Here is a 24,406-nt window from a genome sequence, read left to right on the forward strand (position 1 = left end):
TTATTTACTGCAGCAAATGTATTGTGTTTTTATTTATTTTAGTAACTTTGTAACTAAAAGTAACAGTAACATTTGAGTAACTAGGTAACTTATGGAAGAATATAAATGCACGGAAGAGGTTAGTAAAAATCAGGTCAGGGCTGTACATGATGCCATGGATGTTTTGAATGGAAAATGGAAAATATCCATCATCTCTGCGGTCTGTTATTACAATAAAAGAAGATTCTCGGATATTTTGAACGATGTCAGTGGTATTTCCAACAAGATGCTCAGTAAGGAGCTAAAGGAGCTGGAAATGAACAAGCTCGTAAGCCGTACCGTTGTCAATACACATCCTGTGACAGTGGTTTATCAGCTTACGGACTATGGCAATACGCTGAGAACTATTATTGAAAGCCTTGCAGCATGGGGTACGGAACACCGTCGGGTCATAACAGGTAAATAAAACTGTTTTGACCTTTAAGGTGTAATTTGAAAACCTTGATTATGATTTAACAAGTTATTCTCTTTCCCGTAGCATAAGACGAAGCAGCTCTTCACCGATCCCCATAAATCGGGCTAATTCTTTGTGCTTGATATATTGGCGTATGTCGGGATATTTGTCAAACACAAAGTCATATTTATCGGGATTGGGCAATGAAAGCAGATTTGCCCGATAATCGAGATACTGCTGCTGTTTGTCCATGAGACTCGCGTAGATCTGGAAAAGCTTCGGGTTTTTCGCGTTGATCTCATACAGTTGTTTCCGTGTGGTCATGAAGGTCCTGCAGTCACTCAGTGCGATAAACTGATAATTGTGTCTATGATTGGGGATCATCAGCGATTCGCCGCTAACGGCATACCGTACCGGACATTTCTTTTCATACTTTCCAAATATTCCCTCTGCAATGAGATAAAGCTCTCCCCAGTTGTTGGTCAGGTACTCGCCCTTAACAAAGCGGATCTCCTCAAATGCATCCGTTAGTTCAGGTATGGCAGATACCCATTCTGCATGGATGTCCTTTAAAAAACTGGCTAAAATCTCTTCTTTACTTTTCCTCATGGCTTAATTTTATAATGGTTTTCTGGCTAAAAAAGACCTGTAAGATATTCAATGCTTTGCTATAAAGGGCTACTCAGGGAAAACTAGCCTATATGAGGGGTGAATGGTTCAATATGAGGGATGAATGATTGCTTCACTTACGCTTTATAGTGACTGCAACCATTCACAGTGGCCAATCAACTATGTTTCCCTCAAATCCATATTTGCCAAAATCTTCTGCATTTTTGGGTATCAGCTGATGAATTAATGTTTACTATAAAATTTAAAAATTATGAAAAATGACATGCAAACTAGTGATGAAATTTTATTGGAAGGTTACACCTTCTTCGACCTGCTGGATAAAGAACCTATACTAGGGGATATCGATGATGACAAATGCTGGCCGGTATCAATTTAAAGAATTGAACTTTTCACTAATCGATCCATCTGCAGCAGTAGGTGGATCGGTTTTTAATCTGAAGATATGAAGGAACAAGAAAAAAATAATTTGAAGCGTCTGCTGTGGCTTGGCAATGTGCATAGCTTCTTCCCGGACAGGTCTACAATGGATCTGCAACAGGGCTATAACCAGTGGCTCGAGCACAAACAAGCATTCCAAAAGCTATATACTAAAATGGATCTTGGTCGATTAAAGGAAGATCTGGAGAGAGATCCGCGCGTAGACCTAGAAGCAGGGATCATGCTCACCTTTCACTATGGTCCGTATCGCTTAGTGCCACGATACCTGCTGGCTATGGGTTACAAAGTAACACTTTTGGTATCGGCAGATGTGCTGCTCCGTGAAGAAACTGATTACCGGCGAGAGCTGGCCAGCATGGGGCTGTCTAAAGATTGTTTTGAGTGTTTGGATGCCCAAAATCCAATGGTACTCCGCAAGCTTTGTCAAGCTGTAGAGGCCAAGCGGATGGTCGTGGTATTTTTAGATGCGCATGAGTCCCTGGCAAATAATGCGGATAAGGATCGGGAGGGAAAGTTGCGGATCGCCTTTGGTGCACATTATTTCTATTGGCGGACTAATATGCTGAAGTTAGCCCAACGTCTGGGCATCTCGGTATATGTCACGCATATGGAAGTGAGACAACAAGGTGACCAACAATCATGGCAAATGCGGATACCTCAAATAGTGCTCAGCACCAGAGATAAAAATCGGCAGGATGCCTTATTAAAAGCGTTTGAGGTATTGCAGCAAACTTTTCAAGCGATGATTGCTGGCGACTGGACCGCTTGGGAAAATTGGACACTGTTGCATCGGTATACAGTGGTCAAAAAGCAAAATCGATCTGCTAGTATCAATAGCACTGGTAGTTGGTTAATGCCTTTTACTTTGGGTCATAAAGCATACCTATTTGATATAGCTACTAGAGGGTTTTTTGAGGTGGTTTGTAAGAATAAATAATATTTTGTAATTTAGGTTAATCATAAACCTTTTCCCGTAATGTATACACGTATTAAAAACACAACATATCTTTATAATTTATATTATCGCTGTTTGCTATTTATGTCCATTTTTTTTATGGTGATATACATACGCAATATCGGTACATTCACAGGTCAACCAATGTATGTTTTTCCGCTTTTTGTAACGCCATACCTCCTGTATTTCTGTATATGCTATGCGCTGTTTCATTTGAGTGTGAGCTTTCGTATAAGACAACTTGCTTGGTTGGTTCTTTGCTCGCTATTAGTTTTGGGAAGTTTTTGGGTTGTCAAATCTTATTTTTATAACCTATTACCTGCGATAGGTGTAGTTTTTTATTCGTCCTGGGAGGATCATCACCATTGGGTATTAATGCAGAAAATCGGTCAGGGCTTGTTAATTATTTTGCTGTTGATCGGTGTAGACTACATCTTATTTAAGTGGTTAAAAACGAAAATTCAAAGTACGCGGTTCGAACTTATGATGAGGGACCGGGCAGATAGTAGTTTGCTGTCGGATCATTTTTTACGTCGGCTCTACCAACTGACTGCTAAAGGAAAAAAGGAGGTAGATGTGGAGGTTCTGGATTTCTTTCAATCGATAAGCAACAAGCTGGTGGCGCAAAATGTAAGAGTAGCATTGGAGGAAGAATGGTATTTTGTAAAACGCATGATAGCTTTATGTTATGACCGCCATTTTGAAATTCATGGGGAGGAACATGTATCGCAACAGTTCTGGAACCGCTCTGTTCCATCGTTGTCTCTGTTGACATGGATTGAAAATGCGGTAGCCTATAGCATGGATGGTACAGATAATCCGATTATGCTCACCTGGATCAATCAATCGGATAATCTTGTGCTGGAAATACGGAATACGATTCACGCAACTAGTATAAAAAGAGGTACTGGCAATGGCCTGAGATTGGTCAATAGGCTCTACGAATCGTGTAAAAACGATCGCATAGCGCTGGATTATACCATCGAAAATAACACCTATTTTATTGTCAAATTATCATTTTTGAAATAACATATGCCTAAATATACAATTGTAGTCATTGATGACAATAAAGCGGATGCCGACAGCTTAGTGCAACATCTAAAGGAAATTGATGACGTAGGTCATATTGAGGTCTTTTATGATGGTGTACAGGGCGCAAAGTACCTGCTTAAAAATAAACCGGATGTTTTATTTCTGGATATTGAAATGCCGAATATTTCAGGTTTGGAGCTGTATACCTTATTGCCGGAAAAGGAGCGGCCTGCACTTGTTTTGGTGAGCGTTCATACGGAATTTGCGTTGGATGGATTTAAATTGGCTGCGGTCGACTATCTGCTGAAGCCGGCCAAATATGCTGATGTCACCAATTCCTTTCTGCGCTGTTTAAAGGTCATGAATGTTTCGGTCAATATCTATACGCAGTACGAGCTGGAATATTACCTGTTTGAAGTGAAAAATGGCTATTCGAAGATTGTTCATTTTAAAAACATCATCTATATTACCAGTGCTGATAATTACGTCGATATCGTGACCCGGGACGAAACGATCACAGCGCGTATTACCATTGGCAGAATCGAAAAAATTATGCCCAAGTCGTATTTTGTACGGATCCACCGTGGATTTATTGTCAATTTTAGATTCGCAGTTAAAGTGAAAAAAAGTACACTGATTCTATCTGAGGGTCCGGAAACCGAACTGCCGATCAGCAAGAGTCGCAAAATCAATATCAGCGGCTATGATAAATTGGAATAAACGGTCTATTCTTTTATAAATCTAATTATATAACTATGCGTAAAAATCGCTATTTAAGGGGCTTTCTCATAAGCCCGGTGTATTCCTATGCCCAAAAATTAATCTTGTTGGAGCTCCTAGCTACCAAGCGTAAGTTGGCTAGCTATCTTGATCTCCGGGAGCAGATGGAGGAGGACAACGTACTGCTGCGGGATGCGGACTATGTCAAATCTTACGTGGGTATTTCGACAGAAACGCTCTACCGTCTGCAACGGGACGGGTATATCTGCGTTGCCAAACGCACCCGAAACAAACGGTATTTCCGTGATATAGATGTGGAGCGTCTGCGGAATAGTTACCGTGGATAGCTGAAAAGGATCGCCCGATCTTTTGCTATTCTTAACTACATTTTGCAATTCGTCCCTCTCTTTTGGAGGGACGAATTTTTTGAAAATTGTACTCATCTTTCAGAGTGATTTGATTCTTATTTTCTTATAACCAACTTCTGCTTTTACGTCAGTTTTCTTCGACCTGGCTTTGGGATTTCATCGGCGGGCATGCATGAAATCCCGAAGCGCACCCGAGGCCGAGCCGATAAAATGGTGGAATTGGTCAGGAATTAATTACCTGTTGATGTCTCTGTTTTTAAGTGAATTTTGCAGTGGTTTTAACCTAAAGTTTTGTTCAAGTCGGCAACGTATCGGTCAAAAATCCGATGCTGTTCGGTCACGTGTCGGTCTTTCGTTGTGCACTTATTTGTTATTGTTTTTTAGTGTTTTATGTTTGTTATGTCAATCGATAGTACCGGTATAAAACAAGGTTGATTTTAATTTAAAAAAAATATGGGAACAATCGTAAATGGAGCAAATGGAGGTTTTAAAGGTAAAGCCGGCTCAGTAATAGGAAGCAGTTGGAAAAGTATCAACTATATCAAGGGACTTTATAAAAAGAGATCAAAGCCCGCTTCAGAGTTGCAGATGATGCAACAGGAAAAATTTAGAACATTGATGCGGTTTCTGCTTCCCATCAATATGTTTTTGAAAATCGGTTTTGGACGTAAAAATACGGAACGTTTAACTCCGATCAATGCGGCTTTTCAGTTTAATCTGAAGCAGGCCATTACGGGTACGTATCCGGCCTATTCCTTGGATTACTCCAAGGTCAGCATTTCGGATGGTACGTTATATGGCGGTGGCACAGTGTCCGTAGCGCACGCCGCAGGTGAGCTTACTTTTACCTGGGATCCGACTGCCAATGATACTTTTGAGACTTTTGGTGATGATATGGTCTTCGTGCTGGCTTATCATCCGGAAAAAGATGAGTTCATGTCTTCACCGGCACCGAGTACACGGGCAAGTGGGGAGATCAGCTTTATCATTTCAGAACATCTTCAGATGGGTATCGTGCACACCTGGATGTTTTTAACCAATAGATCTAAAACTAGAGTATCAAAAAGTGTATATCTGGGAGAGGTATTACTTAACTAATTAAAACCCTGGGTCAGGCCTATCCGGTCTGACCCTTTTTCTAAGGTATTTTAAAATATGGCAAAAAGAATCGTTAGTCCTGCGCAGGAGAGCGTAAGGACTGCATTTAAAATGGCTGTTGCTTTTTTGACTCCGTTGAAAGGGGTGATCAAAAAGGGTTTTGCCGAAAAGGCTAGACGTAAAAAATCGGTTGCGTCAGCTTTGGCGCTCGGGCATGTGCTGCATACCGCAATAAAAATAAAGGATGGTCAACCTCAGGTTGATCCCTCAGAGGTGATGTTAAGCGAGGGTGCACTGGCATCTATTCGGGTAGAGCAGATCGTACGTTCTACTGATCGTATCGAAGTGCTGCACAATTGGTTTCCTTCAGACTTTAGTGCTGGAGATGATTGTCTTACACTTTGTGCTTATCAGGTTGACAAAGGTTATGCTTTTGTGAATCAGCAGATCTGGCACCGACAGGAAGGAAAGATAATCGTTCAGCTGCCGAAAGGTTTTCAGGACGACGGTCTACACCTGTACCTCATGGCTAGTGACCGTTCGGGAAGCAAATATTCCCGTTCTCAATATTTAGGTTATTCAACAAAATGAAAACAAAACATATCCTGCTGCTCCAACGGATTTATGGAGCTAAGGGAACAAATGGAACTATTACCTATAAAGGCGAGCTCATCTGCCATACCATCGAACTGCCAGATCGTAATAATATCCCCCGCATAAGCTGTATCCCAATAGGTCAGTACAAACTGGAGAAACGCCGTTACCCAAGACATGGGGAGCAGATCGGTATTCCGCATGTATTAGGACGAGAAGCGATCCTGATACATGCTGCAAATGATGCGCTAAAGGAGCTTTTAGGTTGTATCGCTCCGGTCACAACTTTAACTGGTGAAGGTAAAGGTGATTTCAGCGGAAAAGCATTGGCGAAACTGAAGGCTTTAGTGTATGGAATGTGGGATAAAATGGAAGAGGTGTATTTGGTTATTAAATAGTGACGCAGTATTTGTCACTCATGCCGTGACAGGCAATTACTTTTTTTCGTTAAGGATTTGATTTTATTGGCACTCAAGATTCTCTTCGAGGTTTTCCTTGATGAAAAAAGTAATCAAAAGCCGACCGTAGGGAGACCATGGATGCCGGAAAAACAAACACGAATCCATAAATCAAGACTGCATTCCTTCATGCTATTTCACCTTGAATAGTCTAAATGAATTTAAATGTTGCCGCTCGAGCCGCGACAGGCTTTTACTTTTTGTCTTGACACAAAAAGTAAACAAAAAACTCAAGGCTGTATTCCTTAATGCTATTTCACCTTGAATAGGCTAAATGAATTTAAACTCGTTTCACTCAGACAGAAACTCATTTTTAACGCCTCTTCATCGCTTCAAAAACGCAATCGGAATACCAGGCCTATTAATATTAACATTACAGAAATGAAAAAAATAATTCAAAAAATAAGTGCGGCGTTGCAAGTGGTCTTGTTGGCGCCGATTAAACTCCCGGGAAAAGCATTGAATATTATTAAATACATTGCATTGGGTCTTGGTGTGGTGGAGACTGTACTGGAGGATAAAGATAAAAAAGGAGCGGGGGAGCCACCACCAGATCACATGCTTTCTAATCAAGAAAAGGAGGTACAGGATGAAATGGAATGATATCCGTGTAGGTACTTTAGGCGGTACGCTATGCTCCATCTGGGCAAGCTTTTCTCTTGGTGATGTCATGCAGACTGTAATAATGGCGGCATTAGGTACAGTGGTCAGTTATATGACGAGTAGGTTTTTAAGAAAAATAGGGAAACATTAGTGCACATGTTCTTGGTTTTTTAGCCTTTCATTATTTTGAGAGGCTTTTTTAATTAAATTCGATGATTAATATATTAAGGAGTTTAGTACGTATTCTTCTATTTTACGTTGTTGATAAGCTTAAAATAGAAATAAAAATAGTTTTTAATAGTTGTATTATTTAATAGCCCCTATTTTATTAAATGTATTTTTGACATATAATTTATTTTAGTACATTTATGCACGTTGACAATATGAATTTAGAATCTCAATCTGTTTAATAACACCATGCACGCATAAGTTAAGGTAGTCATGCTGTAACAGTTTGTTTTTATTTAAATGTTGACAGAAAACTAGTGTACCTAAATTATAAATTTAATAACAATGAGAAGAGTAGTAACCTTAATAACCTATTGCGTCCTTTTTTTTAGTTTTAGTTTTGCACAGGAACTAAAGTTAGACCGAAATAATCTTTTTAATGGCGATTGGAAATTTTATCTTGGTGATACTTCAGGTGCTTCTTTGATTAACTTTAATGATGAAAATTGGAGATCTTTGGATTTACCTCATGACTGGAGTATTGAAGGCGCTGTCAATTTAAATAACACATCAGGCAATGATGGGGGATATTTTCCGACAGGAGTAGGTTGGTATCGAAAATCATTTTACATCCCTTCTTCACAGAAAGAAAATAAGACTGTTATTTATTTTGAAGGTGTTTACATGAATGCGGAGGTTTTTATAAATGGAAAATCTTTAGGTATTTATCCATATGGTTATACTTCTTTTTCTTATGACCTGAGCTCTCATTTAAATTACGGTAAAAACAATCTAATTTCAGTAAAAGTTGACAATTCAAAGCAAAAAAGCAGCCGCTGGTATACAGGATCCGGGATTTATAGGAATGTATGGCTTATTGCCAAGAAAAATATTTCAGTAGCTGAATGGGGGGTTGGTATTGTTTCTGACAAAATCACTGAAAAAAACGCAGCAATCCATATTGATACTAAAATTGATCATTCCAACAATAGTCCTAAAGATCTAACTTTAAGAACTGTTGTTTTTAATGAAAAGGGTAAAGAAATTTTAAGAAACTCTAAGAAATTCCGTATTGAACCTGCCGATAGTAATATAATCAAGCAAACATTCAATCTACAGAATCCAAAACTTTGGTCTCCCGATATGCCGAACTTGTACACCGCTCAGGTTATGATACTTGATGGAAACAAAGTATTAGATCAGGTAGATACCAAATTTGGCGTACGTTCTATTCACTTTAGTAGCGAAAAGGGTTTTTTATTGAATGGAAATCAGATAAAACTAAATGGAGGTAATGTCCATCATGACAACGGTTCATTAGGTTCAGCGGCTTACGATAGGGCAGAAGTTCGTAAAGTTGAGCTATTAAAATCAGCGGGATTTAATGCCGTACGAACATCACACAACCCGCCTTCTACAAGATTTCTACAAGCTTGCGACAGTATTGGATTATTAGTAATAGATGAATCTTTTGATGGATGGAGAACGAAAAAGACTGAATATGATTATGCCCTTTATTTTGATCAATGGGCAAAGAAAGATGTCCAAGCAATGGTCAAAAGAGACCGTAATCATCCTTCTATAATAATGTGGAGTATAGGAAATGAGATTATCGAAAGAAAGGATCCCGAAGCTGTTAAAACAGCAAAAATGCTTCGAGATGCGGTCAGAGAAATTGACCAGACTCGTCCTGTAGTTTCAGCGATGACTACTTGGGATAATGATTGGGATATTTTTGATCCTTTAATGGCAGAGCATGATGTCGCTGGATATAATTATCAGTTACATAGAGCACCGGATGATCATAAGAGAGTACCGTCACGGGTAATTTTACAGACAGAATCTTATCCTCGAGATGCTTATGAGAATTGGAAACTTGTGAAAGAAAACAACTTTATTATAGGCGATTTTGTGTGGACAGCAATAGATTACCTTGGCGAATCGGGGATCGGCCGTTGGTTTTATACTGGTGAAGTAACAGGAGAACATTACGATCGTAATCTTTTTCCATGGCATGGAGCTTATTGTGGAGATATTGATTTGACAGGCTGGAGAAAACCTATTTCTTATTATAGAGATTTATTATATAATCAAAAACCTACTTTACATCTAGCTGTTAGAGAACCAGAGCCAGCCCCTAAACATATTCACGAAACACTCTGGAGCGTATGGCCCACATGGGAAAGCTGGACCTGGAAAGGTTATGAAGGAGAAAAATTGCAGGTAGAAATTTATTCGTCTTATCCAAAAGTACGGTTGTATCAAGATGGTATACTTTTAGGTGAGAAAAAAACAGAAGAGGCTGAAAAATTTAAAGCTATTTTTGAAGTTTCTTATAAAAAAGGTGAATTAAAGGCTGTTGCTTTAAATAAAGATAACCATGAAGTTGATGAACGTATACTGAAAACTGCTGGTGCACCTAGCGAAATAAGAATGCGCGCCGATCGGGTCAATTTGACCGCTAATGGACAGGATTTATCATATATTTCCATAGAAATTGTTGATGAGCATGGAACAGTTTGTGATGAAGCTGCTGGATTATTAAATTTTAACATTGAAGGACCTGGAGAGCTTATAGGTATAGATAACGGCAATCTAAAAGATACCGATCGCTATCAAGGTTTGTCTAGGAAAGTATGGAAGGGCAGAGCACTTGCTATTGTTAAAGGCTCGCATACACCTGGTGACATTAAGCTTTCTGTCAAATATTTAGAACTTTCAAATAAACAGGTTATTAAAACTAGATAGATTTTTTACATAAGCAGTATAACTTTATATTTTACTGCTTATGTCTTATTTGTGCTTCGGGAAAGGGACCAACCTACAGATGAGAGTATGTTAAGTGCTAGAAACTGTGCTAGTGCTCCTGTTCTCCTTTTTTAACCTTCATTATCTTGAGCGGCTTTTTAAATTAAATCAGTTTATTAACTGGATAAATCTGTACATTGAAATGGGATCTACAGCAGTGAATAAAAAAGATATTTAAAGAAATATTTTTTTGTTGTGTAGAAATATAACCTGACAGCCTGTTGCATGACACATTGTATTTAAACTTTTAAATATTTATGTTTGTAAACAGCTTGTTTTATGATGCGGATAGTTTATTCCTTTTTATTGGTCTTCCTTTCTTTTTTTAATTCTTCTGTTTTTGGACAAGCGTTGGACTTTCAGTTTTTCAAGAATATAGGATTAGGAACAAAAGCGAGCACTGTTCATTGTTTTGCGCAAGATAGCCTTGGTATACTCTGGTTGGGTAGCAATAACGGATTATATAGTTATGATGGTTATTCTCTTCATGCGCCCACAGATGCTGCTGTGCAGTACCAAACATTTATCTACAGTATATCAGTCCTGAATGCGACACATCTTGCCATTGGAACCGGAAAAGGGGTTTTGTTGTACAATTATAGGGAAGATCGCTATGAAGCATTTCCAGTGGGTGGACCCTCGGATGTCAGATCGCTGATGCTGGTGGGAAACAAACTATGGATCGGCTCTATCTCGGGCTTATATTGCTACGATACGAAAACGAAGAAACTGATCAATTATGGTAAAACCCTACATAAAGAGTTGGACGGCCAGGCCATTTATGCATTATCCGCTCAAGCAGACAAAATTTTAGTGGGTACTTATAAGGGTTTGTATCAGCTTGATCCTGCCCAGAAGATGATCAAGAAATTGGTGCTGCCAGATTATAGATTTGGGAGCAACCAGTTTGTAAATTCGATTTTTACCTTATCATCGACCAAGAATACTTTTGTGGGGACAGAGTATGGACTGTACATGTATGATCATAAATCTGAAAAGTTGTCTAAAGCTCCTGTACTTCAAAGTCATCCTATCAAATCTATGGCGACCAACGATGATCGGACATTGCTGATCGGAACTGATGATGGCCTATTCGCTTATCAACCCGAGCAACAAGTAATCACAAGGACTAAGCATGACTCGCGTAATCAATATTCGCTGGCCAATAATATTATTTGGAGCATATACCGGGATCGTGCCAATAATATTTGGTTGGGTACCGATCTGGGTATCTCCCTATGGTCCAGTAAACAAATTGAAAAAAGGATCCCGATATATCAGTTTACAAAAAGTAGTGATGGCAATCGTTTTTATAAGGTCTATCAAGATCAGACAGGATGGTACTGGCTGGGTGGTGACAATGGATTGATCCGGACCAAAGGTCTGGGGCGCAAAGATTTTGAAAGCTATTGGTATCGGATGGATGCTCCACAGTACAGGTTGCCGCATAATCGGATTCGGGATATCTATCAGGATCGGACAGGTCATCTATGGATTGCTTCAGATGGTGGAGTTAATGTGTTCAATGCACAAACCCGGCAGTTCAGAAGTTTTGATATTGTCGATTCAAAAGGTACGCGTAATGCTAAATGGGCCTATAATATCTTGGAAGATAAAGAGGGTAATCTGTGGATAGCAACCTATATGGGCGGTATCTTTAGGGTAAATAAAGAGCAACTCTTATCTTCGTCCGGTTCGTTTGTAGCCGGGAAAAATTATTTGCAATCGAACGGTTTGCTTGCAGATTTTGCCAATCAGATTGTCGACAATGGTCAGGGGAAAATACTAGCACTTTTTTATAATCTGGGTATCAGTAGTATTGATCCTAAGACTGGTAAAGTGGAAGAGCTAAAAGACAAAGATGGGAAATCATTGAGTCAAGCAACGTTTATGTTGAGAGACAGTGGCGGGACAATATGGATCGGGCAGCATGGTCAATTGAGACGGATGGATAGATCTGGTCGTACCGATGTTATGGTGTTTGATCCCGTGGTGAAAGGTGAAGTCACTGCTATGGTAGAAGTAAATGATTATATCTGGCTTTCGACCAGTATAGGAGTTTGGCGCGTGCATAAAAAAGATTTGAAACCCGAATTGTTGCGATATGGTCATGATGTTACTGCTATGTATTACGATCAAGCCCAGGATGAAGTGATTTTAGGTGGCATTAATGAAGTGACAGCTCTTCCGGCTCAATTTAGCCATGTTGCCAGTACAGCAGACAAAAAAATTGTGCTGACAGCAATGTATGTAAACAATGAACCTTTTGGTAATTACAATTATAGTTTGCGCTATAGAAATGAAATTACGCTCGATTATGATCAAAATAACTTGAGGCTAGAATTTTCGGATCTTCATTATGGCAATCATCTTGGGCATAGACTGGCCTATAATTTTAAGGATAAGAATGAAAATTGGATTCCATTGGAACGTGGGGACAATAAAGTGCTGCTTTCAAATTTACGGTCAGGTGATTATCACTTGCAGGTGACCAAGGTTGACCTATCTGGAAACGTAGTTGCAGATATCTACGTTTACAATATCCGTGTCAAATATATCTGGTATGCTTCGATATGGGCCAAAATAATCTATGTCCTGGCTGGTTTAGGTCTGCTCATTTGGGTGATGAATTTTTTCCGTGTGCGGAATACCTTAAAATGGGAAAGGCGCGAACGGTATAAGGTGTTGGAATTGACCCGTATGAAAATGGATTTTTTAACTGCCATATCCCATGAGTTGAAAACACCACTCAGTTTAATCCTGGCTCCTGTAAGCCAATTGATGCGAAAAACAAAAAATATTGAAAATAAGAAAAGCCTAGAAGGCGTACATCGGAATGCGCTTAAAATAAATAATTTGATTCAGGAAGTGATGGCATTTGATAAAGACGAAAGTCAAAATTTATCGTCCACTAATTTACTCACTTCGCAAATTGACCTTGTCGCCTATGCGAAACAGATAACTGAAGAATGGCAAAACAATGTTACTTATGCACATCTAGAGTTTTATTTTGATTCGGATATTGATAGTGTGTTTGTCCATACGGATGTGTCAAAATTGGGATCGATCATCAATAACCTGCTTTCTAATGCTTGTAAATATAGCAGGCAAGAAAAGGGTGTGATCAAAGTGGAGATCAAAAAACAGGACGCGGCATTACTGCTTTCGGTTGTCGATACCGGCATAGGGATTCTTTCTGAAGATCTGCCATATGTGTTTAGTAAATTTTACCGCTCGTCATCCGAGGAGATCAATAAACTGGAAGGAACAGGGGTTGGTTTGTATTTGGTGAAAAGTTATTGTGATCAATTGGGTTGGGAAATAAATCTGGTATCGACTTATCAGGTCGGTACTGCTGTATCGCTCAAGATTTTCATGGATGGTTGGGATCTGCATGAGGATGGCGAAGACCGTGTACCGTCAGATAAACGTAAATTACTGATCGTGGAGGATAATGAAGAACTTTCTTCTTTTCTCAAATTAGCGCTCGAATCCACTTATACTTGTCGGATAGCAAAAGATGGCCAGGAAGGCCTTCACTTAATCAGCACGAATGCGTTTTTACCAGATATCATCATTTCGGACGCGATGATGCCTATCATGGGTGGTCTTGAAATGGTGAGAAAACTGCGTCAAAATACAGTGACCTCCACGATTCCTATTATCTTATTGACTGCTAAAAATGATGAGCTGATCCAGCGCGAATGGGTTGCAGTAGGAGTAGATGCTTATATGGCTAAGCCTTTTGATCTAGAAGTGCTCAAGATGCAGTTGCTACAGCTACTGGCTAAAAAAGACAACCTTACCGCACAGTTACGCCTGCAAGGGATCAGTCAGCCTAGTGTGGCCAATGATCAGATATCACCAGATGAAAAGTTACTGAGTAAAGTGACCGAAATTATCGAAAATAATATCGATGATTCTGACTTTTCTGTACAGCGACTTGCTGAAGAAACAGGTACTGCCGCAAAGCAACTATACCGTAAAATTAAACAGATGACGGGTTACACTCCGGTAGAATATATCCGTTCCATCCGGATCAAAAAAGCGGCTTTAATGCTGCAACAGAAAAAGTTTACTGTGGCAGAAGTGATGTATATGGTCGGCTACTCCAATGCCTCTTATTTTTCCAAATGTTTTCAGGCCGAGTTTGGGATGACACCAAAGGCTTATATGGAAAAGATTTCTTAACTAATTGTTGTTGAGTTTGTTGTTTACGTCGTTGTAAAGGCGTGTTTTCTCAAATGTCCAATTTGTGTTGCATTTTGTCCGATATGCGTTCGCTGATATTGTTCGGGCTTTATAAGTTTGTGTTATCAATTGAAACCAAATTTATAAACTGAATTACGGTATGCGTATAAGTATTTTATTTATCGGCGCTTTTTTTGCGTTTTTAACATCTTTTTCTCAAGTAAAGAAGGATGTGCCTACTATTTTTGTTGACAAGCAGGGTGTTATGCGCTGGTCTGATTCTAAGAAAGAAGCATCCTTTTATGGTACGAATTATACCGTCCCATTTGCCCATGCTTACCGTGCTTTATCCTATAAAGGGATCAATCATAAGGAAGCGATAGATCGCGATGTATACCATCTGGCTCGTTTAGGTTATAATGCTTATCGCATCCACATCTGGGATGTTGAAATCTCGGATGCTACGGGAAACCTCATCAATAATGAACACCTGGATCTGCTGGATTATTTATTTTTCAAATTACAAGAAAAAGGTATACGGATTTTAATTACCGGAATGACCAATTTTGGAAATGGATACCCGGAGAAGAATGAAAATACTGGTGCTTTTACTTATTTATATGATAAATGTCTGGTGCATGCTGATCCGCGGGCTATAGCAGCGCAGAAAAAATACATTACACAGCTCCTGCGTCACAAGAACCCTTACACAGGTTATTCTTATCAAGACGATCCTTACGTTGTGGGAATTGAGATCAATAATGAACCATGCCACACGGGTGAGGTGCACACTACGGCTGCTTATATAAAAGAAATGGTATCGGCGATGAAAGATGCCGGAAATAAGAAACCTATTTTCTATAATGTAAGTCATAATATGGAGCATGTGCCGGCGTATTTTGATTCGGATATTCAGGGGACAACATACCAATGGTATCCGGTAGGTCTAGTTGCAGGAAAAGAGCGACGCGGTAATTTTTTGCCGTATATCGATCATTATAACATTCCTTTTTCGGCGGTTAAAGGTTTTGATAATAAGGTTAAGGCTGTATATGAATATGATCCGGCAGATAATCTTTATGGGTATATGCACCCTGCAATGACGCGTACTTTTCGCGGAGCAGGTTTTCAGTGGATCACACAATTTGCTTATGATCCGATCGATATCGCTGCTTATAATACCGAATACCAGACTCATTATCTCAATTTGGCCTATACACCGGCAAAAGCCATCAGTACGCTTATTGCCGCAGAAATTGCCTATACGGTTCCGAGAAATCAAAAGTTTCTGAATTATCCGCAGGATACGCTCTTTGGTGATTTTATGGTCAGCTATAAGCAGGATCTATCAGAGATGAATACAGCCGAAAAATTTTATTACAGCAATGAAACGCTGACTGTGCCCAAGCAGGTGGACCGGTTACAGCATATTGCGGGCTATCGCTCTTCGCCCATTGTGAGGTATAGCGGTTCTGGTGCTTATTTTTTAGACCAACTGGAGGATGGTGTCTGGCGTTTAGAGTTGATGCCCGATGCTGTGCAGATAGCAGATCCTTTTGGCAAACCTTCTCTTTCTCGGGTGGTAACTCAGATTTTACATACAGCCCATGTTATGGATATACAACTGCCCAATCTAGGGATTGGATATTCGATTCAATATCTGGGCAATAGTAGCGATGACCATAAAAATCAAGAGGTGGTGCAAACTAGTTTTAGCTGTAAACCCGGTGTTTATTTGCTCAAACGTAAAGATTTGAAGAGTAAAAGTAACTGGACGGCAGATAGCAAGTGGAAACTTGGAAAGATTGGTGATTTTTATGCACCTGCCGCAACAGTAATCGATAAACCGGTAATGCTACATGAGCAAGACCCTATTGTTGAAAAAGAAAAAGCGTTACGCTTGACTTTTCGTTTTATTCATCCAGAGCAAGCTGATTCTATCATTTTACAGACGGATCAGGTTTCTTTCTGGAAAGAACATAATCCATATATCAAGTTATTGCCCAAAGATCATTATACGTATGAAGCCACTTTGCCAGCATCGATGTTGGACGGCGATGTGCTTCGCTATACGGTGACGGTATTTATGGGAGGGAACTCGTTTACTTATCCTGATAATAAAAATGGAGCTCCTCTAGATTGGGATTATAAAGTGGATAACTATTGGACAACTGATTTAGTAGCGCCTAAAAGACCAGTACGCTTGATTTCTGTACATGAATCGGAATCGCCATTTGAAAGTTATGCAATTCCTGAAAAAGCCTCTGTAAAAGCAAAAATGGAGCTTAATGATACTACTGAAGCAGCACAATGGCAATATACTTTGGAAGGAAAAATTCCGGATGCCCGTTACTTTTGGGTTAAAGATATAAAAGAAATTATTGTAGCTAGACCTCAGGGGATAGATCAAGCTCGAACACTATGTCTGCAGTTGCAGGTGAAAGGATACTCGGGTAAGTTCGATATCGGCTTTGTGGATGACCAAGGATATACGTATGCCAAACAAGTGTCTGCAAATAGTGAGGCGAGGAGCGTATTACGTATTGCGCTAGCTGATCTACAGCTCGTGTCTACGGCTTTATTACCGGCACCGTATCCGGATTTTCTGAACCGCTATTTTAATCCGACGACAACCCTGCCATTCATGAAAGATCAAATCGAAAAATTGATTATATCGACTAGTGGTGAGGTGGCTGAGGGCACTACGGTATCGATCGGCGCAAGCTGGCTGGAGTAAAATAGTGATAAGAAAGGTGTGTCTTAAACAGATTGCGGTTTAATCGGACGAAAGTAGATTGAGGTCGACCTTGCGGATCAAAGCAAGGGTCGTCTTTGAAAGGGAAAAATGTACGGAGAAGAGGTGAGATACAGCCAAGCTGATGTCTTGATCACTGTGTTGGAGGTTAGAATCGACCTTGCTGATCGAAGCAAGGGTCGTATTGAAGGGAATAATAAAATTATAAAATATTATAAGTCTAAAAATATGAGAGGATTTACATTTAAAACAAGTGTATTGAGCTTGTCTTTGCTTTCGTGTTTGAGCGGGATGACAGATCTGCATGCGAGTATGCTGCCGCATAGCAGATGGATCAAACCCCTTCAACAGGAAGTACGGGGTACTGTGCGCAATGAAAAAGGGGAGATTTTGATTGGTGTGACGGTTCTAGTACCAGGTACCACAATAGGTACATCGACATCAGCAGATGGATCATATCGTATTGTTGTTCCCAGTGGGAAGTCTCAATTGGTCTTTTCGATAATCGGGTATACTAGTCAGACATTAACAGTGACGGGACAGCAATTGGATGTGCAGATGAAGGATGCGGGTACGGTTTTGGAAGAATTGGTGGTGATCGGTTATGGTAGTTCCACTAAGAAAGATTTGACCGGTGCTGTTAATACAGTAAGTAGTAAAGATTTTAATGCAGGGTTGGTGGGTTCTCCAGAGCAACTGATCAACGGTAAGACTGCCGGAGTACAGGTGATGTCCAATAGTGGGTCGCCTTCTGCAGGTAGTACGATCCGCATTCGTGGTGGAGCATCGCTCAGCGCTAGTAACGATCCCTTGATTGTACTGGATGGTGTTCCTTTGGAAACGGGCGGGATTAGTGGCAATAGCGGCAATTTTTTAAGTTTGATCAATCCAAATGATATCGAGAGCATGACGGTCTTAAAGGATGCGTCTGCAACTGCGATCTATGGTTCACGTGCATCCAATGGCGTGTTGTTGATCACGACAAAGAAAGGTAAAGGTGATGCCTTACAGCTCTCGTTTTCTTCTATCGTATCCATGCAGAAGGCTTTGGGCGTTGCCGATATGATGTCGCGAGAAGAATTTGCAGATCTTATCAATACCAAAGGAACTCCGGCGCAGAAGAATTTGTTGGGTAATGCCTCTACTGACTGGTTGGACGAAGTATTTCAGCAGGCGATGGGCACAGATAACAATTTGAGTTTGCAAGGTAAAATTGCAAAAACGCTGCCGTTTCGGGCCTCTTTAGGTTACTATAATCAGCAAGGGACTTTAAAAACCGATAAAAGTGAGCGCATGACAGGTGGAATCGTGCTGACACCAAAATTTTTCGATCAGCACTTAGCTGTTAATCTAAATTTGAAAGGTGCTCGTAACAATAATCGCTTTGCGAATACGGATGCGATATGGTCTGCGATAGCTTTTAATCCGACGCAGCCTGTTTATTCGGGTGTAGATGCTTATGGCGGCTATTATGAAAGCCTGGATAATGCCGGTCTTCCTGCTACCGGTGCAAATCTCAATCCTCTGGGTCTGATCAAACAAGAGAAACACCGTAGCACCGTTAATCGGGCGATCGGAAACCTTGATATGGATTATAAGTTTCATTTTTTACCTGAATTAAAAGCTCACGTAACATTGGGTTACGATTACGCTGAAGGCAATGGGACAAACCATATTCCAGCAAGCGCAGCAAATAATTTTATGATTGGGGGTGCATATGACGAATATGAACAGACGCTTAAAAATAAGTTGTTTACAGGTTATCTGACTTATAATAAAAACTTTCCCAATCTGAAAAGTACCATAGAGTTTACAGCAGGACACGATTATCAGTATTGGAGTTCTACAAGACCTGCCATTAGTTATTTTAACGATGCCGGAGATTTGCGTTCTACAGGCATTGCTTCGGACGAAAGACATACCTTGATTTCTTGGTATGGAAGACTTAATTATAATTACGATAGTCGCTATCTTTTGACAGCGACGATCAGAAAAGATGGAACTTCCAGATTCAGTCCTGAAAATCGTTGGGGAACGTTTCCTTCGCTCGCTTTGGCTTGGAGACTTTCGGAAGAATCGTTTCTGAAAGAAGTTTCTTTTTTAGATGATTTGAAACTACGTGGAAGTTATGGCATCACGGGGCAGCAAGAGGGTATTGGCAATTATGAGTATCTACCAGTATATACGCAAGGTACTCCTTATGCACAATATCGCTTTGGCGATCAGTACCACTTGGTGTACCGTCCATCGGTCTATAACAGAGATTTGCGCTGGGAGACAACGAAAGCATTTAACTATGGTTTGGATTTCTCTTTATGGAAAGGTCGGGTATCTGGTGCAATTGAATATTATACCCGCAAAACGCATGATCTGATTGCCAATGTTCCTGTTGCTGCAGGAACAAACTTTGATCAAAATGCAACCATAAATGTCGGAAATGTGGAAAGCAGAGGCTGGGAGTTTCAGTTAAATACAGTTCCTGTACAGACCGACAACCTCCGTTGGGAAGTGAATATTAATGCGACCAAACAGCATACTGAGGTAACGAATATTGCGTTGGTACAGGATGCTTCTTCGGTAGGTACATATGTCGGACCGGTAGTCAGTGGACGTGGTATACAGATCTTGACAACAGGTTACCAACCCTATATGTTTTATGTTTACAAGCAGCTATATGATGATGGAGGAAGACCTTTAGAAGGTATCTATGCCGACCTGAATGGCGATGGTGCTATCGATGAGAAGGACTTATACCGTTATGAATCTCCAGCTGCCAAATGGTTATTTGGCTTTAATACACAGCTATCTTATAAAAAATGGACGGCAGCTACGACTTTGAGAGCAAACCTGGGGAATTATGTGTTTAACAATACCAAGATGAACCTGAGTGCATTGGAGACTGTACAATATGTCGATCCTGCAATCAATAATCTACATCGGGATTATTTGAATACGGGATTCCAAAGCAGACAATATTATTCGGATTATTATGTTGAGAATGCTTCTTTCTTAAGGATGGAGAATTTTTCGCTAGGATATAATTTCGGAAAGATCGGAAAGGTGTCTAATCTACGGGTAGGTGCTGTGGTACAAAATGTTTTTGTGATCAGTAACTATACTGGTAATGATCCGGAGGTGCCGAGTGGCTTCGATAGCTCTTTTTATCCACGCTCGCGGACATACTCTTTGAGCTTGAATTTAGATTTTTAATCCTTTTAATTCATGCGTGATGATTATTTACCTACAAAAGTGTGGGACATCCAAAAATACTTATGATCGCTTTATAGCTTTTAAAAAATAAATGATATTGCAATGAAAAACTTTAAAATATATAGCTGTAGTGTCCTATCGATCTTGATGTTGCTGCTTTCATGCACAAAAGATCTGGATCAATATCCTACAGTACAGAATACTTCGGAAGCTGTATACACTTCCGTGGATGGTTATCGTGCGGTGCTGGCAAAATTATATGCTTCTTTTGCCGTGGCTGGAAATGGCCGTGGTGATGCTGATCCGGATATGGCAGGTGCAACGGCTTCTTGGGGTTACCTTCGGGTATTCTTTAATCTCCAGGAGGTCCCTACCGATGAGGTAATCTATACTTGGGCCGGTGGTGATAATATGGAAGATATTCAGTACATAAGCTGGGGAGCATCGGATACCTGGGTCAATGCCATGTATTATCGGATCTATTATTCAGTGGCATTATGCAATGAATTTTTGCGGAATGCAACACCGGAAAAATTAGCTGCTTTTGATCCTACGGAGCGTGCGGAGATTGAGCGTTTTGCTGCAGAAGCACGTTTTTTACGTGCTTTGACCTATAGTCATGCTATGGATCTCTATGGCCATGTTCCTTTTGTGACGGAGAAAGATCCAGTTGCTGCATTTTTTCCTCCCCGTATCGAAAGGGCAGATCTCTTTGCTTTTATCGAGCAAGAGCTGATCGATGTTGCCAGCTTATTGCCCGAGGCCCGTCAGAATCAGTACGGACGTGTTAGCCGTGCAGCTGCTTGGGCCCTGTTAGCTAAAAACTACCTTAATGCACAGATTTATACGGGGACAGCGCGTTATGCAGACTGCCTGCTGTATAGTAAAAAAGTAATAGACAGTGGACACGCTTTGCATAATAACTACAAACAACTGTTTAACGCGGATAATGATAAACGGACAAATGAGATTATTTTTCAAATTCAAGCTGATGTGCAGCACACGACTAGTTGGGGAGCGACGACTTATTTAGTAAATGGTCCGATTGTGGGCAGTATGAAAGCTGCTGATTATGGTGTGCTTTCCGGTTGGAACAGTTTTAGGACCTTGCGTGAATTTGTTTCTGTTTTTAATGCGAACGATAAACGTGGGGATTTTTGGAGTACGGGACAATCACTGGATGTAGATGATCCGGCTTCGTCTAGTCAAGGATATGGACTCGTAAAATTTACCAATCTGAATGATGATGGTACCTACAAAACAGATGAAGGTTTGGTGAATACCGATTTTCCCATGATCCGTTTAGCTGATAGTTATTTGATGTATGCCGAAGCGGTGCTACGTGGTGGCGGCGGTCAAATACAGGAAGCTCTCAATCTGGTTAATCAGATTCGCCAAAGAGCTTATCAGGGTTCTACTGGAGCTATTACACAGGCGCAACTGACTTTGGATTTCATCTTGGATGAACGTGGCAGAGAGCTTTTTTGGGAATGTACGAGAAGAACTGATTTAATCCGGTTTGGACGCTTTACCGGAAATAGCTATGTATGGCAGTGGAAGGGTGGTACTGTGAATGGGCGAGGTGTGGATGAAAAGTTTAATCTATATCCGATCCCGACGACTGACATGGCCGCGAATCCTAATTTAATACAAAATACAGGTTACTAAATGTTTGTATATATTAACCAATTATACCAATTATGAAACATATTATTATTTGTACGTTAGCCTTTCTTTTATTCTCCTGTAAAAAGGAGGGGGGCGAACCTGCTGTTACTGGATTTCAACCGGCTGTACTGCATAGCAGCAAGGTTAATGTACAGCTGAATGCGGCAGAACGCAAAAGTCTTGCTTTGCAGCTTGTGTGGGATGAGTCACCGTTGACGAGCGCACAGCCTATTCCACAGTCGACACTTCAGCATACGCTGGAGCTAGCGACCGACGCTTCTTTCGAAGTGATTGAAAAAAAGATTGAAATGGTGGCGGCATCCTTCAGTTATACGCATGAACAACTCAATAGTTTGGTCATGGGTATGGGCTTTGAACCTGCTAAAAAGAAAACCTTATATGCACGTGTTTCAACACAATTAGCTCGTAATGTAGCTATAGTATATAGTAATGTGATCGCAATAGAAGTGACTGCTTATGAAGCTATTTCTGATGCAAACTACCTCTACATGGCTAATAAAGAATTGACGCAGTTTCCGTGGAAGATATGCTCTCGTAAGGAAGATGGTGTATATGACGGCTTTGTACAGTTAGACCAATGGTTTAATTTCTACCTGACCAATGAAGAAAGTGCCAATGCATCAGCTATCTATGGATCTTACCCACTTGAGGGTAGTCAATATATTCTGTATAGTGGTAGTGACCGCTGGAATAGCTGGATCAGCAATGGCGGATATCAATACATCAGTGCCGATATCAATAAGCTGACTTGGACAGAAACTCCGGTAACATCATTGAGTGTTAGCGGTGATTTTAATGGATGGAGTGCAACTGCTACACCAATGACTTATGATCGGACCACAAAATTATGGAAAGCAACGATTACAAATACAGCCGCTGAACAATGGGGAATCAAGGTCTTGATCAACGGGAGCTGGTCCTGGTTTTTTGGTACTGCAGAGGAAGCTGGAACATGTAGTTTATATACAGCAGATGCCGGTGGATTTGCATATGATAAGGTCGGAACGCATACGCTTGTCCTCGATCTGAGCGATCCGAATGCATTTAAATACTGGGTGCAATAAACTGTTATTTTTTTGATGAGAAATAGCATGATAAATCCATTTTAGAAAAAATGATATGAAAAATATACTTTTAAATTTACGTTTTTACCTTCTTTGTTTAGGACTTAGCTTATCAAGCTGCAGCGACGAAGGGGTGGCGCAACCTGCAAAACAAACTGGGCATTTGGCTAAAGGTGCAGATGTGAGCTGGATCACAGAAATGGAGGCCTCGGGTGTGCAGTTTTATAATACGGGCGGAACTTCTGTAGACGGGATGAAGCTGGTCCAGTCTCTTGGTGTGGATGCTGTACGGTTGCGTGTATGGGTAAATCCTCAAAAGGGATGGTCCAACAAGGATGATGTGTTAGTGAAAGCGCGTCGTGCAAAGCACTTGGGAATGCGTATTTTGATTGATTTTCATTATAGCGATACTTGGGCAGACCCGGGACAACAATCAAAACCCGCAGCGTGGGTCAACCTATCTTTCGATGAATTAAAGATGGCTGTAGCGGAACACAGCACATCGGTATTGCAATTGTTAAAAGATAACGGGATTAGTCCGGAATGGGTACAGGTAGGAAATGAAACCGGCAATGGTATGCTTTGGGAAGATGGGAAAGCTTCGGTTAATATGGCCAATTATGCGGCATTGAATAATGCTGGATACGATGCGGTGAAAACTGTATTTCCAGATAGTAAAGTAATTGTACACCTGCAAAACGGTCAGGATAACAGCCTGTTCCGTTGGCTTTTTGATGGTCTGAAAAATAATGGTGGAAAATGGGATGTGGTGGGGATGTCACTGTATCCGAGTCCAGAAAACTGGAAAGAGTACAACACGTCTATTGTCGCCAACATGAACGATATGATCAGTCGATATCAAAAAGAGGTCATGATCTGTGAGGTGGGCATGAGCTGGGATCAGGAGGAGATTGCCGAGCTGTGGCTTCGTGAACTGTTTGAGGCTGCAAACCGGATTCCTGACAACAAAGTGTTGGGTATATTTTATTGGGAACCTTTGGCTTATGGAGGATGGAATGGATATACACTAGGTGCATTTGATAATAACGGGAGGCCAACAAAAATATGGAATGCTTTTAAATAGACTTATAGCATCACAATAGGTTACTTTTTTTAACCTAAATGAATTTCATCTCTTAAAGAGATAAAAATGATTACGCTTACTTTGTTATCTAATTAACCAATGATAGTT

The 24,406-nt window shown here is 40.4% G+C and carries 18 protein-coding genes; 17 read left to right on the plus strand and 1 reads right to left on the minus strand.

Features of this window, described 5'->3' with window-relative positions; genetic code table 11:
* The first annotated feature begins 91 nt into the window (after window positions 1–91).
* Entirely contained in the window at window positions 92–445 is a 354-nt protein-coding gene (locus WH188_RS13790; RefSeq protein WP_339424126.1) for a winged helix-turn-helix transcriptional regulator, read from the plus strand.
* A gap of 54 nt (window positions 446–499) precedes the next feature.
* Here WH188_RS13790 and WH188_RS13795 read toward each other — a convergent pair whose 3' ends face one another.
* Complete coding sequence (locus tag WH188_RS13795) at window positions 500–1,042, minus strand: hypothetical protein (RefSeq protein WP_339424127.1); 543 nt, start codon at window positions 1,040–1,042, stop codon at window positions 500–502.
* A 271-nt stretch (window positions 1,043–1,313) separates the two neighbouring features.
* Between WH188_RS13795 and WH188_RS13800 the strand changes: the two genes are divergently transcribed.
* The 16 genes from WH188_RS13800 (at window position 1,314) to WH188_RS13875 (ending at window position 24,298) form a co-directional block, all read left to right on the plus strand.
* Window positions 1,314–1,439, plus strand: coding sequence for a hypothetical protein (locus WH188_RS13800; protein ID WP_339424128.1), 126 nt, complete (start codon window positions 1,314–1,316; stop codon window positions 1,437–1,439).
* Between the two features lie 282 nt (window positions 1,440–1,721).
* Window positions 1,722–2,438 carry a hypothetical protein gene (locus WH188_RS13805; RefSeq protein ID WP_339424129.1) on the plus strand — a complete coding sequence of 239 codons (717 nt, stop codon included), beginning with the start codon at window positions 1,722–1,724 and terminating at the stop codon, window positions 2,436–2,438.
* Between the two features lie 117 nt (window positions 2,439–2,555).
* The gene (locus WH188_RS13810; protein WP_339424130.1) at window positions 2,556–3,485 is read left to right on the plus strand and encodes a hypothetical protein; all 930 of its coding nucleotides are present in this window, start codon (window positions 2,556–2,558) and stop codon (window positions 3,483–3,485) included.
* A gap of 3 nt (window positions 3,486–3,488) precedes the next feature.
* Window positions 3,489–4,208, plus strand: coding sequence for a LytR/AlgR family response regulator transcription factor (locus WH188_RS13815; protein ID WP_339424131.1), 720 nt, complete (start codon window positions 3,489–3,491; stop codon window positions 4,206–4,208).
* 821 nt (window positions 4,209–5,029) lie between these two features.
* Window positions 5,030–5,674, plus strand: a complete 645-nt coding sequence (locus WH188_RS13820; RefSeq protein ID WP_339424132.1) for a DUF6266 family protein — start codon at window positions 5,030–5,032, stop codon at window positions 5,672–5,674.
* A 57-nt stretch (window positions 5,675–5,731) separates the two neighbouring features.
* Window positions 5,732–6,265: a DUF6266 family protein gene (locus tag WH188_RS13825; RefSeq protein ID WP_339424133.1), complete on the plus strand. Its 534-nt coding sequence runs from the start codon at window positions 5,732–5,734 to the stop codon at window positions 6,263–6,265.
* Window positions 6,262–6,666, plus strand: coding sequence for a DUF5675 family protein (locus tag WH188_RS13830; RefSeq protein ID WP_339424134.1), 405 nt, complete (start codon window positions 6,262–6,264; stop codon window positions 6,664–6,666). The genes WH188_RS13825 and WH188_RS13830 overlap by 4 nt, the downstream gene beginning before the upstream one ends.
* Window positions 6,667–7,107: 441 nt before the next feature.
* Window positions 7,108–7,329 carry a hypothetical protein gene (locus WH188_RS13835; protein ID WP_339424135.1) on the plus strand — a complete coding sequence of 74 codons (222 nt, stop codon included), beginning with the start codon at window positions 7,108–7,110 and terminating at the stop codon, window positions 7,327–7,329.
* Window positions 7,316–7,480 carry a hypothetical protein gene (locus WH188_RS13840; RefSeq protein WP_339424136.1) on the plus strand — a complete coding sequence of 55 codons (165 nt, stop codon included), beginning with the start codon at window positions 7,316–7,318 and terminating at the stop codon, window positions 7,478–7,480. Before WH188_RS13835 ends, WH188_RS13840 begins: the two co-directional genes overlap by 14 nt.
* 362 nt (window positions 7,481–7,842) lie before the next feature.
* Window positions 7,843–10,245 (plus strand): glycoside hydrolase family 2 TIM barrel-domain containing protein, encoded by a 2,403-nt coding sequence (locus tag WH188_RS13845; protein WP_339424137.1) that lies wholly within the window; start codon window positions 7,843–7,845, stop codon window positions 10,243–10,245.
* A gap of 339 nt (window positions 10,246–10,584) precedes the next feature.
* Window positions 10,585–14,496, plus strand: coding sequence for a two-component regulator propeller domain-containing protein (locus tag WH188_RS13850; protein WP_339424138.1), 3,912 nt, complete (start codon window positions 10,585–10,587; stop codon window positions 14,494–14,496).
* A gap of 160 nt (window positions 14,497–14,656) precedes the next feature.
* Entirely contained in the window at window positions 14,657–17,233 is a 2,577-nt protein-coding gene (locus WH188_RS13855; RefSeq protein WP_339424139.1) for a hypothetical protein, read from the plus strand.
* Between the two features lie 108 nt (window positions 17,234–17,341).
* Complete coding sequence (locus WH188_RS13860; RefSeq protein ID WP_339424140.1) at window positions 17,342–20,461, plus strand: SusC/RagA family TonB-linked outer membrane protein; 3,120 nt, start codon at window positions 17,342–17,344, stop codon at window positions 20,459–20,461.
* Between the two features lie 102 nt (window positions 20,462–20,563).
* Window positions 20,564–22,129 (plus strand): RagB/SusD family nutrient uptake outer membrane protein, encoded by a 1,566-nt coding sequence (locus tag WH188_RS13865; RefSeq protein ID WP_339424141.1) that lies wholly within the window; start codon window positions 20,564–20,566, stop codon window positions 22,127–22,129.
* 32 nt (window positions 22,130–22,161) lie between these two features.
* Window positions 22,162–23,214 carry a DUF5111 domain-containing protein gene (locus WH188_RS13870; protein WP_339424142.1) on the plus strand — a complete coding sequence of 351 codons (1,053 nt, stop codon included), beginning with the start codon at window positions 22,162–22,164 and terminating at the stop codon, window positions 23,212–23,214.
* Between the two features lie 55 nt (window positions 23,215–23,269).
* Window positions 23,270–24,298: a glycoside hydrolase family 53 protein gene (locus WH188_RS13875; protein ID WP_339424143.1), complete on the plus strand. Its 1,029-nt coding sequence runs from the start codon at window positions 23,270–23,272 to the stop codon at window positions 24,296–24,298.
* Window positions 24,299–24,406: the final 108 nt, after the last annotated feature.

The organism is Sphingobacterium sp. MYb388 (assembly GCF_037479535.1).
GTDB lineage: Bacteria > Bacteroidota > Bacteroidia > Sphingobacteriales > Sphingobacteriaceae > Sphingobacterium > Sphingobacterium anhuiense.